We start from the raw sequence: 15,351 nt of genomic DNA, 5'->3' as shown, positions 1-15,351 counted from the left end.
CACCGTCATTTAATAAATTTTATGTCTATGTTAAAGCAAAGCTATTTTTACTTAAATAAGATTAAATCATACGCATTAGTTAAAAAATGGTCGCTGTTAATTATTTCTATTTTGTTTATAGCGAGTGGGGCCATTAATAACGGTATGAATTGGTTTTTACCTGCCTTACCTTTCTTTGTAATATTTACATTTCAGTTAAGAAAATTAACAGAAAAAGAAGCTTTTGTTGTAAGATGGTTCGTGCTTATTATTTGCATTATTTTTGGTTGGAACCATCCAAAAAATAAATTGCTTTATCCTTGTGTTGGAGCGGAGATTATTATATTGCAGGAATTTGGGCAACCCATCTCAATGAAGATTGTTAAAGTAATAGGTAATCCTAATTTGTTTACTCCTTTTGATGGATTCACAGCAGTTTTTGAAAATGGAGATGTAAGAGGTATATGTGATCGCATGGGAGAGGATGAGCTTTTTGAAAACCTTGCTAAAGGAAAAATTATTTCCTCGGATTTGCAAGGTGTGAAGACTCTTCAATCTAAATGGTCAGAATATTTAGGTAATCTCATGTATTGGCCGATGGTTTTTTTCTGGTTGCTGGCTTGGCTAGGAAATAATCTTTGAGATTACATTTCTTGATTTTTTATTTTTCTCGATCTTAACTGATTAAACTTTATGCAACCCGTTTCTCATTTCCCTCCCTTCAGTTTAAGTCGATTATTGCGCACGGTTTTTGCGCCTCAACCTGGAGAAAAGATTGGCATTCTAATTGATTTACTTCATCCGGCAAATGTGAAAGGGTTAAAATTTTTGAAAGATCCTCAGCTTTTGATTCAGAAATATGCGGTGGAAGTTTTTTATGAAGGGTTAAAACAAGGGGTTTTGGAGGAGCTAAAATTGCAAGGAGGCGAGCTTTATGCTTATGAAATTACGGGTGGAAGTAATTTGGATATGAAGGATGTGGCTTACGATGTAAGCGGGAAGCGACTGAGCCTGGAAAAGGATATTTATCCTAACTATGATATTTTACTTTGTATTTCGACTTATTCTGCTACGGCGCCTTTGACGGCGTTCGCTAAGCGCTACGGATTTCGGGGCGCTACATTGCACGGAGTGAACGCTACGATTTTAGCGACAGGCTTATCGGTAGATTATGAGGAGGTGAGCCGTCAGGCAGAAAAATTGCGTTTGGGAATGACGCGTGCGGATAAGGTGGAGATTGATTTTAAGGTGGCGAACAAACCTTATACGTTAACATTGGAATTGGGTAAACAAGAAGCGCAGAAAAGTCATGGATTGTGTCGCGGTAGAAATCCGGATGTGGCTAATTTGCCGGCAGGCGAAATTTATTATGTGCCAACGGGCGCAGAAGGGTTTTTCCCGATGAAGTATGAAGATGGAACGTTGGGGTTGATGCGAGTGACGGGAGGGCGAATTGTGGAAGCAACTTTGTTGTATGGAGAGAAATCGACTATCGAAGAGCATCAAAAGAAATTAAAAAATGATCCGGTGACGGGCGAGTTAGGTGAGCTGGGTTTTGGTACTCAAGAATTGCCTTTTGCGGGTCGGGATATTCAAGATGAAAAAATTTTAGGCACGTTTCATGTTGCGACAGGTCGCAGTGATCATTTGGGAGGACATTTAACACCCGATAAATTTGCGAAAGCGAAAAATGCCACGCATGATGATATTTTATTTGCTCCGCATAAAACGCCAGAGGTTGAAGCGCCGCAAGTCCGGCTTTATCGCAATGGATCGGTGGAAGTGTTAATCGAGAACTATAAGCCTTCAGCTTATTTGCGGTCTTTATTGGCTGTTTGATAGTATGGTGGATTACGAGTCTGACGCACAGTTGGCGCAATATTTGTTGTTTCATTACGGCAAGCGTGAAGAGATTTTGCCTTATTCTTTTGGACCCGTTGACGCGCTTTATTTTCCAGTGCGCTGTGCGGAATTGGGCGTGCGTTGGTCTCAAAAAAAGGGAAGGGCGTTGGATTTGGGATGCGCTGTGGGAAGATCAACTTTTGAACTCGCAAAAAATTTTGATGAGGTCATCGGATTGGATGCTTCTCGACGTTTTATTGCAACGGCGAATCAATTAAAGCAAAACGGTGAATTAAGTTATTCTTTTCCTTTGGAAGGTGAACTGGTGGAGCAGTTTGTAGCTCAGGTGCCTTCGGATATTATAAGAGATAAGGTGACATTTATTCATGGTAATGCTTGCCAACTTGATTCGAAATTGGGAGTGTTTGATTTTGTGCTGATGGCTAATCTTATCGATCGATTGCCTGAACTCAAGCGATGTTTGGAAAAAATCAGTTCTTTTTTAGCGGTTAAAGGAATTTTGCTGATTACTTCGCCTTACACTTGGTTGGAAACTGTGACACCAAAAGAGGAATGGTTGGGTGGAATAAAACGTGATGAAAAATCAATTTTTACTTTGGATACACTTCAATCTTTATTGGAATCGGATTTTGAGTTGCTGGAGTGTCATGACATGCCTTTCCTAATTCGCGAGCATGCGCGAAAATATCAATGGAGCGTAGCCGAAGCCACGGTTTGGCGAAAGCGCTAGCGAATCAGGCCTGCAATGCCAATAATGATAAAATAGATGGCAACGATGTAGTTAAGTAGTCGCGGGACAATTAAAATTAAAATGCCAGCGATTAAAGCTAGAAGAGGTTGATAGGTGAGATTAATTTGCATATTTTTAAGTTTATAAAAAAAAGTTTTTTTTGCACGTTTTTATTCGTAAAAGGATCTTATGAAAAAGAAAGAACGCATTCCTACCTCGGGTGAGTCGGCGCCGCTTAGTTCGCCTTTTGCTGCATTTCACCTGGAGGGACTTCCTGTTTCTTCTTCGGAATCTACTTCGGTTGTCACTGCAAAAAAAGGGCGTGTGGTATTGCGTAAAGAGACGTCACAACGCGCCGGTAAGGCGGTGATTGTGGTTTCGCAGTTTGAATCGAGAATCAATCTTCGCGAGATTGACGAGTTGGCGCGAGGTTTAAAAAAATTTTGTGGATGCGGCGGAACAGTGAAGGATCGAGAAATTGAAATTCAAGGGGATCAACCGGCGAAAATTCGTAACTTCCTAGAGAACCAAGGGTTTCGCGTGGATGGAGTGCGTTGATGGACTGGGAACAGCGTTATCGAGTCCGTGACACGCCTTGGGATAAAGGTTATGCTGCGCCACCTTTGGAAGATTATTTGAAGGATCATCCGATTAAAGGAAAGGTTTTGGTCCCGGGTTGTGGGTTGGGTCACGATGCGCGTTTGTTAGCGAGTCGGGGAGCCAATGTCACGGGCTTGGATGTTGCGCCAACGGCGATTGAGCGAGCTAAAGAATTTTTGGGAAAAGTCGAATATGTTTTGGGCGATCTTTTTCATTTGTCTGAGGCCTGGAAAGAGAAATTTGATTGGGTTGTGGAGCACACTTGCTTTTGTGCGATTGATCCTAATCAACGCGAAGCTTATGTGAAATCGGTTTATGAAGTTTTGAAGGTGAACGGCAGGTTATTGGGCATTTTTTATTTAAATCCCGAAGTGGAAGAAGGTCCGCCGTTTGGGATTAAAGTAACACAATTAGACTTACTTTTTAATCCCTATTTTACTTTAGAAAAAGAGTGGATTCCTAATCGGAGTTATGAAGGTCGAGAAGGGAGAGAGTTGCTACGCATTTATCAAAAAATGGTGTGAGGACGAAGTTTAAAACATTCCCATGCCACCTGTTTTTATGGAATTATTCGGCCCATTGATCGTTTTTGCTATATCAATTAACACCATTGGATCCATAGGTTTGCCTTGAGCGGCACAAGAAGCAGCATAGTCTGCCACTGAGGGTGAATCGAGTCTGTCTAAAAATGAAGAGACCTCAGTTATTTTATCGAAAGGATTGCGAGAGGTTTGTTGTTTTTGCATTAAGGAGAATAAAACCTATGAAGGAGCGGTTGTCAAATTTTAATATATTTTGATATTGAAAGGGTTAGCGATCAATTAAAAGCAGTGGTTCTGAAGTGAGTGATTTTAATCTTTTTTAACAAAATGGTATCAACTTTTAAGATTCTTCCGGCAGAATGTTTTTAACCAAACGAGCAATGCCTTCTTTAGCAAATTCGCTAGGGGGATAAAGTCGTTGGGCTTTTAGATACCAAGCGAGGCTAGAGCCGGTTTGCTCTTTTTTTTCTAAGTCTTGAGCGGTGCGGAGGCTGCGTACGAAGTCGGCAGCTTGTGTGGTAAGATCGGCGCGAACTTGGTTGAGTTTATTATCGTCGGGAAATTGTTGAAATACCTTTTCGACGCTTTCCCATGCGCCGGCATAATCGCCACGTTTTGATATTTCGTTAGCGCGAATAATGCTGCTTTCAATGAGCTGCATGTTTTCCAAAACAGTGGCGAGTTTTTCTTGTTTTTCGGGATAAAGCGCTGCGGCGGCGATGAAGCGGACACGATCCTCATAGATTTGACGATAATTTTTTTGGCTCATCAAACGTTCCAAATCCACTAGCGCTTGTTGTTGGATATCAGTTTGTTCAAAGATGGCGCCAGAAACTTTTGCTAGTTCTGGGTTACGCGGCCAGATTTCCATGGCATTTTTTAATTCCGTTTCCAGGGTGGCACGATCGCCGCTAACGGCAGCAGTGCGCGCTTTAGCAAGGTGCATGCCGCTGACGGTTTTTGCGGTTTCGATAGCGGCTAAGGGTTTGGACTTATCAAAATCTTTTGCCATTTTTTCCAGTTCATTTACGAGGTTTTCTGCTAGAGTGTAATCCTTAACTTCCAAGGCGGAGATGAGTTGATTGGACTTTTGAGCAAAGTCGAGTGCTTGGCGTTTTTTATCGCGAGACAGCGTGCGAATGGCAGGAAGATATTCGCCGACGGTGAAAGCTTCTTGAAGACGCTGTGTGGCGCTGGCGAGTTCTTCTTTCTCTAGTAAGAAATTAAAAGCGTCGACGCCTTCGGTAACGTCACGCATGGCTTCGTTTGCCATGGAATCAAGGAGTCCGATGGTGGCGGGTAAGCCGCTGCCTTGGGTGAGAAGATTTTTCATCGGGTCGTCAACACGTAGTTGAGTGTCGCCATCGCCAAAAATGGAGCGATAGAAGCGGTTGGCGATGACAACGTGTTGGAATCGGCGTTGAAGAAAAAATTGAACAATGAGAGCTTGGAATTCGATTTTGGTTTGTAGTTCTGATGCTTCTTTTTTGGTTCGGTTTGCAAGCAATCGCGTATTGATGTCAGCTAAACGTTCGAGGTAAGGTTGGGTACGAGTGGTGCGTTTGAGTTCTTGTTCTTTGGCCCATTCCGCAGCAGCGAAGGGATTTTTGGGCGGACTTTTTTCCAGATCCTGATTTTGCACCGCCATTTTCATGTTCCATTCGATGGAGCTTTTTTGGCGATCTAAGGTTTCATTGGCTTTGGTAAGGCGTTGAATTTCTTCTTTGGCTAGCCAGGAAGCATATACCGCGTCGGAAAGTGAGTCGCAAAGGTGGGCATCGGATTTGTAGTTAGAAGCTTCAGGTAAAAGAGCCCAAGCTTCATCGAGAGTTGTAGCGTTGACTTTTTTAGGCGCCAATTTTTCGAGGATTTGGTCGATGATTTTTTGATAGGCAACGTCGTCTTGAGAAGTTTGCTCCGGAGCGTTAAGATATTTTTCGAATCGCGCTCGAAAAACTCGATTGTCTGAAATGTTCCAATTTTTGCCATCCCAAGTGACGATTTCATTGCCAGGATTGAAAAAGGGAAGGTCTTTGCCAAGCAGTTTGGAATCACTCGTTGTGGACTCGGTGGGCGCGGACGCGGCAGGAGTGGTGGGTGCTGCGGGAGCGGTGTCGGGAGCTTGCGCGAAAAGAGTGTAGCTAGCGCATAGGCAGAACATTTCTAAAATGATTAATCTGCGTTTCATGATTTTTTCAGGTCTTCTACTGTTAGGATGCCTTTTTCACTGATTTTGATTTTAAAGAAAAATTTTTGTCCTTTTTGCAAATTGGTTTGATTGAATTGTACAGGAACTAAAAGAGGCAAAGGTTCGCCGGATTCCATAGCGACAGAAAAAAGCCGACCCAGATTAGGGGACCAGGCTAAAGAATTTTGAATGGTGGCTTGGATTTTATAGGTGTTGCCACGCAGGCTATTGGAGTTTTCCAGATAAATGGAAACGTCTAAGGGTTGTAATGTTCGAAAGGGATCGTTGACATTGCGATAAAGGTAGTAGCCTCCAGCTCCCAAAATAATAATGAGACCGACTACAAAAATCCAAATGGTTGGATGATGTTTGGCGCTGGCACGACGGGGCATAACTTATTAAAGTATAAGAGGAATGGATAGGGTTGACAAATTTATTTCGAGTTTCAAGTGAATGCCTAATTGTCCCAGGCGCTTCGCCAGCAGCCTAAGTAGGCAAGAAAGATAGCGAGTAAGGTGTGCGCGCCTAATACCCAATAGCAAAGAAGTAGTGGGGAGAGAGCGGTTTCAGAAATTGCGATAACGAGATCGTAAATACGTTCGGCACGCATGGTTTGAAGCATGCCTGACCAGCTCCAGTAGGTTGCAATAAAGGGTTGGACGAAATGAGTGAGCCAGGAGGGTAAAGCAAGAACGGCACCCGACAGAGGAAGTTGAAAGCCGACGATGTACAAAGAAATTAAAGAGGCTTTTTCTGTAGTGCGAGACCAACTGGAAATAGCCAGACAGGTGGCTGTGACGGCGGCGTTGACAAAGGTGAGTAAAATAATTTGAGGTAGGACGGAGCCAGGAAAGCGGCAGATGGTTTTGACAAACAGTGTCATCCAAATGGATTGAGCGATTACGAGAAAAGATAAAAAAAGAATTTTGCTTGCGAGGTAACTTGAGATATTGAGCCCGGCTAGTTTTTCTTTTTCTAGTAAAAGTCGTTCGGCGACGATTTCGCGAGCCGAATTGTTGGATGCCATGAGGGTGAGTAGAATCACTTGAAATAAAATGAGGCCTGAAACTAAGCTTCCGATTTTGCTAGTTTGCGCAGTGAATGTGACGGTTTCTTTGAGTTGTTGAATGAGGTTGATGTCTTGGCCCATGTTGAGGTTTTGAATTTGAGGCAAACCACGATAGGCAAATAATACGACTAGACTTGGAAAAAGAAAAAGTAGTAGGAGATGAAGCGCAAATTGTGAGCGGTCACGATAAAAAAGTAGTAGTCGTCGTTTGAGAAGGATGAAAAATTGTCGCAAGGGTGAAGCGATGGTTGGTATTTCTTCTCTGTTTTCTTCACTGATGTGTGATTCTGTTTCTAAATTTGTCCAATGGTGAGAGCTCCAATTTTCAGGAACTTGCGAGAGAAGTGTGGGGAAAAGGTTTTCGGGGTGATGAATGCCAAAGTGGGTGAGGAGATAAGCGGAGGGTCCGTGATAGGCTAGGTGACCTTGGTAAAGCACTGTGATGGAGTCGTAAAGTTCCAGGTGGTTCAGACTGTGGGTGACGTTGAGGATGAGACATTTTTTTTGTTGCGCGAGTTGGTGAAGTAAATGGAGGATTTCCGTTTCAGATTGGGGGTCGAGGCCGCTGGTCACTTCATCGCAAAGCAGGAGGGTGGGAGCGCTAGCTAATTCCATGGCAAGGGAGAGTCGGCGTTTTTGTCCACCTGAAATGAGTCGAGTGGGACGATCCGCAACTTCTTGGAGGCCGACATCATTTAAAAGGTTTTTTACTTTTTGTTTTAGCTCCTCAGAAGAAATTCGATTCATACGCAGTTGGCATGCGATTTGAATATTTTCAGCGACCGTGAGGTTTTCGTGGGCAATGCTGAATTGGGGAACGTAACCGATTTGGCCGGGTAATAAATCGCCCTCGGTTACAAGATTGCGTCCATTCCAAAAAATATTGCCTTGGCTAGGTTCCAGAATGCCAGCAATGATTTTTAATAGGGTGCTTTTGCCGCATCCTGATGGGCCTAAAATAGCTGAAAAGGAAGGAATGTTAAAAGTGGCTGAGACGGAGTGAAGAATAGGTTGAGCATCGTTTGAAGGCGCGGCGGTTTGGTAGGAAATATGGTCCAGGCTAAGCATAAAGATGCATAGTGAGCTTAGCTTGATCTTTTATAAAAAGAAAAGAGACAAGTCAAACTTGCCTCTTTTTATGAGGGATAACTACAAAGAGTTTAATATTTTTTTACGACTCCTTTTGCGAGAAAGATGTCGCCGTCACCTATAGTTTGTAGAAAGTAATTTCCTAAAATCATAAAATTATGGAACTCACCAGTGATAAAAAGATTTTCTTTATTTTCTTCTATAAAATTCGCTAGGCCCCAAGGATAGGCGTCTCCTTGTTTTTCGATGTAAGAGGACCAACCGAAGGTGGCGTCTGAATTATAGCGGACTAAAAATAACTTAGGAGTTACGAAGTCAGGATGAATTAAAGAGTTGTTAGCATCGAATTTGACTTCATGTGTGAATTCTCCTGCCAGATAAACGGCGTCCGAGTCGCTAAGTGCTAGAGACCAGCCATAGGTGTTAAAGTTTTCGTGGTCGACCGGATTCCCAATGTTTTTTGCCCAAAGAACTGATCCATTCGAGTTTAATTTAGCCAGGTAAGCATCCGCAGCTTGAGAAGGTTTCGAAGGAAAGGTAATATTACCAATAGTGATGCCAGAGAGATAATGGCCGGTGATGTAAATATTATTTTTTTTGTCAACAATGAGAGCTTGGGTAACCTGGCTGGAGCCGGCTTGGGGGGAGCCAATTTTTTTTGCCCAAATGGCTTGTCCGGTTGAAGAATATTTTGCCACAAATCCATCCACATCTTCATCGTTGAGTGTGCTAATTAATTTAATAGTATTGCTGAAAGAACAACCGCCCGAATAGATGCCTGCAATGTAAATGTTTCCTAAACCATCGGTATCAATACTGTATCCTGTGCTATAGGCACAACTACCTTCAACTACAGTGGGTTTTGCCCATTCCCAATAACCGCTAGGATCCGCTTGGGCTAAGAAAGCGACATGTAAATCGCCTCCTTCATTATTAGGGATATTAACTTTTAAAGGAGTATGTTCGAAATTTCCAGAGCCTTGTCCGACTTTGCCCGTGACGTAGATACGATTACGAATATCGATTGCAATGCTTAGGCCTTCATCTTCTCCGGAAGTCGTGCCGCCTTTAATAGCCCAAGAACATTGTCCTTCAGGAGTATATTTGGCTAAAAATACATCGCTAGAACCTAAGGATTTAAGGATCTGATTTTGTTCAAAAACGGTTTGTGAACCAAATTTACCAGTGATATAAACATTATTTTGAGAATCTACCGCTACTGCGCGCCCTACGGCGTTAGTAACTGTTTTAACCCATTCCACATTACCATTGTTGTTATATTTAGCTAAGTAAAGAGTAGGGGGTGTTTTGGCTTGGATAACCCATTGATCAAAATCTGCAACGGTATCAGTTTGATTGGGGCTATAAATCATACCAGTAATATAACAGTGTCCTAATTTATCGACCGCACAAGAATAGCTGGCGTCGAGTTGTTGAAGAGGATAAGGAACGTTATTAATACTTCCTGCTCGCTTAGCCCATTCCCAATCTTGGCAAAAAGAGTTATGTTTTAAAAATAAAAATAGAGTTATTAAAAAAAATGATTTTTTCATCTATTAATTTAATTGAGTTTAGAGAAAACACAAAAAGTTTTTTATTAAAAAGTGAGAATTTTTGTTTTGAAAAATGAGATTATTTATCACTTTTACTGAAATCCTGAGTGGTTGTTAAATTTTCTTTGAGCGCTTTGCTCACGCTATCGTAAATTTTTTTTACATCGGCTTTGGTTGCAAGTCGATATTCGATCGTTTTAGCATGGGTAGTGACAGGATAGTTTTTAGTTACTTTTTTAGATTCCAAGGGATTGTTAGCTTCGCCTCCAGCAAGAGTTTCCAGGGCTTCTTTAGCTTTTTTAGCTGCTTCGATTGCGGGTTGCACTTTTTCCGTTAAGCCAGGCGCTGGAGAGGTAGTATCTTCCAATTTTTCAATGTAATAAAAACGAGCTAATGCTGTGCCTTCCGTGTCGATGGAGGTTTCTGTAACCTCCAATACGCCATCTACAATGTAATTATGAAGTCCAACAGAAGAGATCGCATCGAGAGCCACTACGTAGTTTTGATCCTCAGAAATTTTGACTTCCCAATAAGTGCGTTTGACTAAAGTTTGAGTAAAAGCTGTTTGGCAAATTAACCAAGCTATCACGAAACCAAAAAGATAACGCGCCATAAGGTAAACTTGGCGTTAAGAATGAAAAAGTCCAGCTTAGAAAGCTTAACGAGGACCCACAACACGACCGATATTGCCTTGTCCTTTACCTTTATAGAGAGTGGTAATGTTGCGAGCAACATTGGTGGGGCCATATCCGATGGTGGTACCTCTTTGAATAATGAATTCGTTGCCGGGCTCTAGCGGTGATAACTCTGCAACACCACTAATCTGAAAAGTGGGACGCAAATCTTTGCTAATGAGAATGGGATCACCTAAATGAAAGTTATTACTTCCTTCATTGACAACAGGGATAGAGTAGAGACTGGATTTAACGCGTTGGAACAAATTGGTGCGATCGGCACCTACGATTTTACCCGTTTGACCGATTTCCAGAGGTTGAAACTGGTAGCTAACAACTCCGTCGTCTTTACGAGCCAGAGTTAAACCCAACTGACTTTTATTTTGTGAAATGATGTCGACGAGACCATCTTGATTGAGGTCTGTTGTCGCCACGACTTTATATTTAGGTCGGATGACGTCCCCGGAAAGGGTGATGGAATTGCTAATAAGGAAACTATTGGAAAAAGCCATGATGGAAAGAAAAGTATCTTGTTGTAATAAAAGGTCTGCCTGTTGATCGCCGGTAAATTCGTTAATAGCAACTGCTTTATTTTTTTTAGGAATAAGACCAGCAAAGGAGGCACCTTGAGGGGCTGCATTAATCATCTGCAATACATAAATTTTGCGTCCTTTTGAGGTTACAATATCAGTGTAATGATCGCCCGTAACATCGGTAATGAGTCCAGGCAAAGTATCGAGAATTAATCCCCAGTCATCAAGAACTCCCTCATCCAAAGCAACATCGTCAAAAATTCGAAGTGTCCAAGTTCCGTTTGGATCTTCACCGCGAAATGCAGCCAGGGAACCTTCCGGGATCAGAAATTCAATAGGCGTGGAATTAGTATAACGCGCAGTGGTAGCAAGTATAGTTGCTTGATCGTCCCAAATCGTGCCATTAAAAACATCAGTTTTATTTTCGCCGTTATCGGTGGTTAAGGTAACGGTTGTGCCTTCAGGTGAGGTAAGGTAAATATCAAGATCTGAATTAAAGGTGTGTCGTAACCAGGTTTGAACTTTAATTTGTGAAAGATAAGGACCAACATTAGTAACTTCCAAGAAAAAGGCATTACTAGATAAGCTGAGAATAGGGCCTGGTAAATTAGTTCCAGTCACAGAATTAGCGGCAAAAAACGTACCAGTTCGTGTAATGGAATTACCCACTAAAGTCGTTACGGATAAAGTTGCATTGCTGCAAAAGCCGCTCATGCCCGCTTCACGATCAATAATAATTAATTGCCAGGTGCCTTCAGGGTTTTCCTTAAAGCAAGCATCAAATGAGCCTTCAGGAGTGACTGTAGCCGGAGAAATGCCATTGGTCACAACATAATCGGTGATAGGAACAGGTGCTTGGCTTTGCCATGATAAATTATTAAAAAGATCCGCACTATTGGTAGTGCCGTTTCTCAAGCTTAAAGGCACGGAAGTTCCTTGGGGGGATGTTAGATAAATTTCTAAGTCAGAAGGACGAGGATGCTCAAGGGTAGTGGTAAGTTTTACATCCCAAACGACGCCTGTGGTATTATTGAGAAAAAATGTAAATTCATTGGTGGAAAGATCAGAAATAGGAGCTGATTGAGTCAACGAAGTGGTAAAATTTAACAATGCAGCATTGGGAGGTGGTGTTTCCAATAGAGCAAAACTTTTTACAAAAGATGCAAAAAATAAAAATGTCAAAGCAAGCCATTTCATAAAGCAAACAAATTTATTTAGGGCCTACGGCTTTTCCTAGAGAGAGATCGGTTCGATTGGTGTAAAGATAGCCAAAAGATCCATTCAAATTAAGAGGGCCGTAGCCAATTTTATTTCCTTCTTGCGTAATTAATTCCAGGCCGGGTTTCTTGAGAATATCGGCTACGCCGCGAATTTTAAGCGATGATTTTAAGCCATTGCCAATTAAAGTAGTTGTAGGGGTGAAGCCGTTACTTTCAATGCCTACCGTAGTGGCATAGAGAAGACCTTTTTTACGGGTTAAGATTTTTCCATCAGCCACACCCACGACTTTTCCATATTTTTTAAAAATATTCGTCAGAGGGAAAGGGCTAAATTCAGGCCCTAAAAAAGCTTGCACACTTTTACGACGACCTTGGATGATGAGATCATTGTACCCATCACGATTTAAATCACCGCTGGCAACGAGTTTGTCTTTACGATCGGTGAGGCTGGGAAGTGTTAAAGGAGCATCGCTAAAACTACTGCCATTAGCTCCAACGGCTTTGGCAAACAATTGAGTTTTATTTTGAAGAATCACACAAACCATTTGATTGGATTGACCCGGAATAGCAAAATGATTGGCTGCTACAATTTTATGTTTGGCAGGCAAGTTTCCTAGGGTAATAGGTGCGCTTAAGCTTTTACCGTCTTCTTGTTTTAAAAGATAGGCAACTTTCCCTTTTTGGCCGAAAACGTAGTCATTACCCTTGGTAAAGTTAGCTGGTGGTAAAGGCTTGGGAATATGAGGAAATCCATCAACGGGTGGTAATGTACTGAGGTAGCTATTGATTTGTAAGCTCCATTCTAGCAGATTGCCTGTATTGCCTCCGGCCTTGGTATCGCTAATGGATAAGGTCCATTTGCCATTGGGATTTTCACCTCGAAATGGGGATAAAGCACCTTCGGGGATGAGCAAAGGTTGGGCCTGACCGTTCACAAAATTAACGCCTGTGACACGAAGATCACCTGGTGCTCGATCATTCCACAGCGTGCCATTAAACACATTTGCGTTATCACCACCATTACCTGTGGAAAGAATAACAGTTTTACCTGAAGGAGCAGTGAGTTTCAGATTAAGCTCTCCTGATTTAGGATGTGTGATTTTAGTAAAAACTTTAACTTGTTCAATGACATTGCCAATGTCAGCCACATTGATTTCAGAAATTTTAGTTTCTAAGTCGTTAATTGCTATAGTTTCTGTATTGGTAAAACTTTTTTCCTTCGTAGTTACCTCACCTGCAGCAGTAACTATTTGTAGGATATTGCTGGCAATAGCTCCTGTTGTGCCAATAATGTTTTCTTGAATAGGGCTATCACCATCTAACCAATGTTGTATTCCTTTGATGGGTTGATTATCTCGCCCATCTAGGATAGTTAATTTCCAGACACCATTGGGATTTATACCTTTGAATATATCAAATGAGCCTTCTGGAATTAATTGGAAATGAGGCAGATTGCCGATAAGGTAATCTTCATCAGCAACTGGTAACACAGCTTGATCGTCCCAAAGGGTTCCATTAAAAACCTGGCTATAAGGAGGTGGAATAAAGTTCGGAAAAGGAAAGACGGGAGTATTGTTGGGTTGATTAACATTTTGGTCGAGCATGAAAATTTCATCAAAAGGTCCGTGCTGATAACCGTTTTTGCTTGAAATAATAACTTCTTCTCCTGAAGGAGCGGTTAATTTCAATTCCAAATCTTTACTAGAAGGGTGAGTAAAGAAAGTGGTTAGGTTTGCGCTCCAAACTGTGCCAGGTAGATTTTCCACGTTGAATGGAATTTCTTTTGGCTGAAAATTGAGAATTTGAGAGGCTTGTGCATTGGTAAAATTAAAAACAGATGTTGTTATTTCAGAGGGGGCAGAAGGGATAGGCAATGCAGCAGGTGGTTGGATTGGGTTAATATAGGTGTTGAAACGTAATCCCCATTTTAAAAGTTGGCCGGAGCTATTATTACCTGCTTGATCAGTTACAGTTAGAGTCCATTTTCCGTTTGGGTTTTCTCCGCGAAATGCTGCCAATTTACCCTCTGGAATCATAGTGTGTTTTGTGACATTATCTTGACAAATTGCGTCTGTGATGGGCGTTACAGCTTGATCATCCCAAAGTGTATCAGTGAATAAATTTTTTAAGTTACCGCCATTATTGGCTGAAATCAGAATGATTTTTTGGGAAGGAGAAGTTAAAGAAATTTTTAAATCACCACAAAAGTTGTGTTGTAGTTCGGTGAAGAGTTTTAGCTCCTTAAGGTTATTTCCTAAGTTTGTTACAATAATATCTGAACTGGTAACAGAGGCATCTTGGATTGCAGTTTGAATACTGTTAGTAGCAAAAGCCCATTTGAAAGGATGATTTTCGGTAAGACTAGTGATGTGCAATGTGGCACTGATTAGCTCTTGATCGCTGTTATTTATTGGTAGCTCTGAATCAGCTTTGAGTCTAAAGAAAAAATCATAGCCAGTTTCATCAAGATTAGGATTATAAAATAAGAAAGTATGATCACAAGTGATTAAACTACCCCACTGAAATTGCATTTGTTTGTTATCACAAACGAAGTCGATTTGGTATTGCCCTGGAGGACCAGGCAAAATAGCAATTGGAAATCCTTCATCATCATTAGTCCACTCCCATGTTTCAGTGCCTGTAACTGTGATTTGGGTGTTAGGCGTTTTATCAATAATGGTCAATTTCCAAAAACCATTGGGGTTTTCCCCACGAAAAGCGTCCAAAGCACCCTCGGGCTGTAGGGTGGGTTGTTGTGATTGAGCCATGGTAGAATATTGAACTTGTCCAACAGTTAACTCCGCTTGATCGTCCCAGAGAGCTCCATTGAGTACTTCGTTGAAAAATTGAAGATTAAAATCACCGAAGGGAAAATCAGGTTTGGCGTTAGGGGGAACAGTATTGGTATGCAACACGGCTAGATCGCTAACAATATTCGTTTGTTGCATGGCTTTGCCTTCATGCGACATGAGAGTGACACTTTTTCCAGATGGACTTGTTAAAATGATAGTTAAATCATTTGGTGTGAAATGCTTAATAAAAGTTTCTAGATCTATATCCCAAACGTTGCCTTCCACTCCCTGAACATTAAAAGTAACCTCCATGGGATCGCCATTCATAGGAATTGGCAGAGGTTGATTTTGGTCAAAAACAACGCTTTTTGAAGAAACATTATTTCCATTCGGAGGTTGGGGTGACACCGCCCTTGCTGAGTAAGACAATGTCAGCATACAAAACACAGCTAAATAAATTTTCCTTGGCATAACAATAAAACAATGGGGCAATTTATTCACATTTTTGCAAAAAGAAAG

At 41.6% G+C, this 15,351-nt stretch carries 14 protein-coding genes; 5 read left to right on the top strand and 9 right to left on the bottom strand.

Going from position 1 to position 15,351, the window contains the following annotated elements; translation table 11 throughout:
* From K1X66_09690 to K1X66_09680, 3 genes are all read left to right on the top strand, one after another.
* Positions 1–621, top strand: a 621-nt coding sequence (locus K1X66_09690; GenBank protein MBX7158642.1) for a hypothetical protein, incomplete at its 5' end; no start/stop codon positions are given.
* 51 nt (positions 622–672) lie between these two features.
* Positions 673–1,818: a hypothetical protein gene (locus tag K1X66_09685; GenBank protein ID MBX7158641.1), complete on the top strand. Its 1,146-nt coding sequence runs from the start codon at positions 673–675 to the stop codon at positions 1,816–1,818.
* 4 nt (positions 1,819–1,822) lie between these two features.
* Entirely contained in the window at positions 1,823–2,572 is a 750-nt protein-coding gene (locus K1X66_09680; protein MBX7158640.1) for a putative 4-mercaptohistidine N1-methyltransferase, read from the top strand.
* Here the strand turns inward: K1X66_09680 and K1X66_09675 are convergent.
* Positions 2,569–2,703 (bottom strand): DUF3096 domain-containing protein, encoded by a 135-nt coding sequence (locus tag K1X66_09675; GenBank protein ID MBX7158639.1) that lies wholly within the window; start codon positions 2,701–2,703, stop codon positions 2,569–2,571. The genes K1X66_09680 and K1X66_09675 overlap by 4 nt on opposite strands.
* Positions 2,704–2,761: 58 nt before the next feature.
* On the opposite strand from K1X66_09675, the gene K1X66_09670 reads away from it, so the two are divergent.
* On the top strand, positions 2,762–3,130 hold the full coding sequence (locus K1X66_09670) for a translation initiation factor (protein MBX7158638.1): 369 nt from the start codon (positions 2,762–2,764) through the stop codon (positions 3,128–3,130).
* The gene (locus tag K1X66_09665) at positions 3,130–3,696 is read left to right on the top strand and encodes a methyltransferase domain-containing protein (GenBank protein MBX7158637.1); all 567 of its coding nucleotides are present in this window, start codon (positions 3,130–3,132) and stop codon (positions 3,694–3,696) included. The genes K1X66_09670 and K1X66_09665 overlap by 1 nt, the downstream gene beginning before the upstream one ends.
* A 9-nt stretch (positions 3,697–3,705) precedes the next feature.
* On the opposite strand, the gene K1X66_09660 is transcribed toward K1X66_09665, so the two are convergent.
* The 8 genes from K1X66_09660 to K1X66_09625 all read right to left on the bottom strand — a co-directional run bounded on the left by K1X66_09660 (position 3,706) and on the right by K1X66_09625 (position 15,333).
* Positions 3,706–3,918 carry a hypothetical protein gene (locus K1X66_09660; protein MBX7158636.1) on the bottom strand — a complete coding sequence of 71 codons (213 nt, stop codon included), beginning with the start codon at positions 3,916–3,918 and terminating at the stop codon, positions 3,706–3,708.
* A gap of 136 nt (positions 3,919–4,054) precedes the next feature.
* Positions 4,055–5,902 (bottom strand): hypothetical protein, encoded by a 1,848-nt coding sequence (locus K1X66_09655; protein MBX7158635.1) that lies wholly within the window; start codon positions 5,900–5,902, stop codon positions 4,055–4,057.
* Complete coding sequence (locus K1X66_09650; GenBank protein MBX7158634.1) at positions 5,899–6,294, bottom strand: hypothetical protein; 396 nt, start codon at positions 6,292–6,294, stop codon at positions 5,899–5,901. Before K1X66_09650 ends, K1X66_09655 begins: the two co-directional genes overlap by 4 nt.
* A gap of 65 nt (positions 6,295–6,359) precedes the next feature.
* Positions 6,360–8,039, bottom strand: coding sequence for an ABC transporter ATP-binding protein/permease (locus tag K1X66_09645; GenBank protein MBX7158633.1), 1,680 nt, complete (start codon positions 8,037–8,039; stop codon positions 6,360–6,362).
* A 92-nt stretch (positions 8,040–8,131) separates the two neighbouring features.
* Positions 8,132–9,613, bottom strand: a complete 1,482-nt coding sequence (locus K1X66_09640) for a hypothetical protein (protein ID MBX7158632.1) — start codon at positions 9,611–9,613, stop codon at positions 8,132–8,134.
* A 79-nt stretch (positions 9,614–9,692) separates the two neighbouring features.
* Positions 9,693–10,226 carry a hypothetical protein gene (locus K1X66_09635; GenBank protein MBX7158631.1) on the bottom strand — a complete coding sequence of 178 codons (534 nt, stop codon included), beginning with the start codon at positions 10,224–10,226 and terminating at the stop codon, positions 9,693–9,695.
* Between the two features lie 45 nt (positions 10,227–10,271).
* On the bottom strand, positions 10,272–12,017 hold the full coding sequence (locus K1X66_09630; GenBank protein MBX7158630.1) for a proprotein convertase P-domain-containing protein: 1,746 nt from the start codon (positions 12,015–12,017) through the stop codon (positions 10,272–10,274).
* A gap of 13 nt (positions 12,018–12,030) precedes the next feature.
* Positions 12,031–15,333, bottom strand: coding sequence for a proprotein convertase P-domain-containing protein (locus tag K1X66_09625; protein MBX7158629.1), 3,303 nt, complete (start codon positions 15,331–15,333; stop codon positions 12,031–12,033).
* Positions 15,334–15,351: the final 18 nt, after the last annotated feature.

This window comes from Verrucomicrobiia bacterium (genome assembly GCA_019694135.1).
Lineage (GTDB): Bacteria > Verrucomicrobiota > Verrucomicrobiia > JADLBR01 > JAIBCM01 > JAIBCM01.
This window is presented reverse-complemented; position numbering and strand designations above follow the sequence as displayed.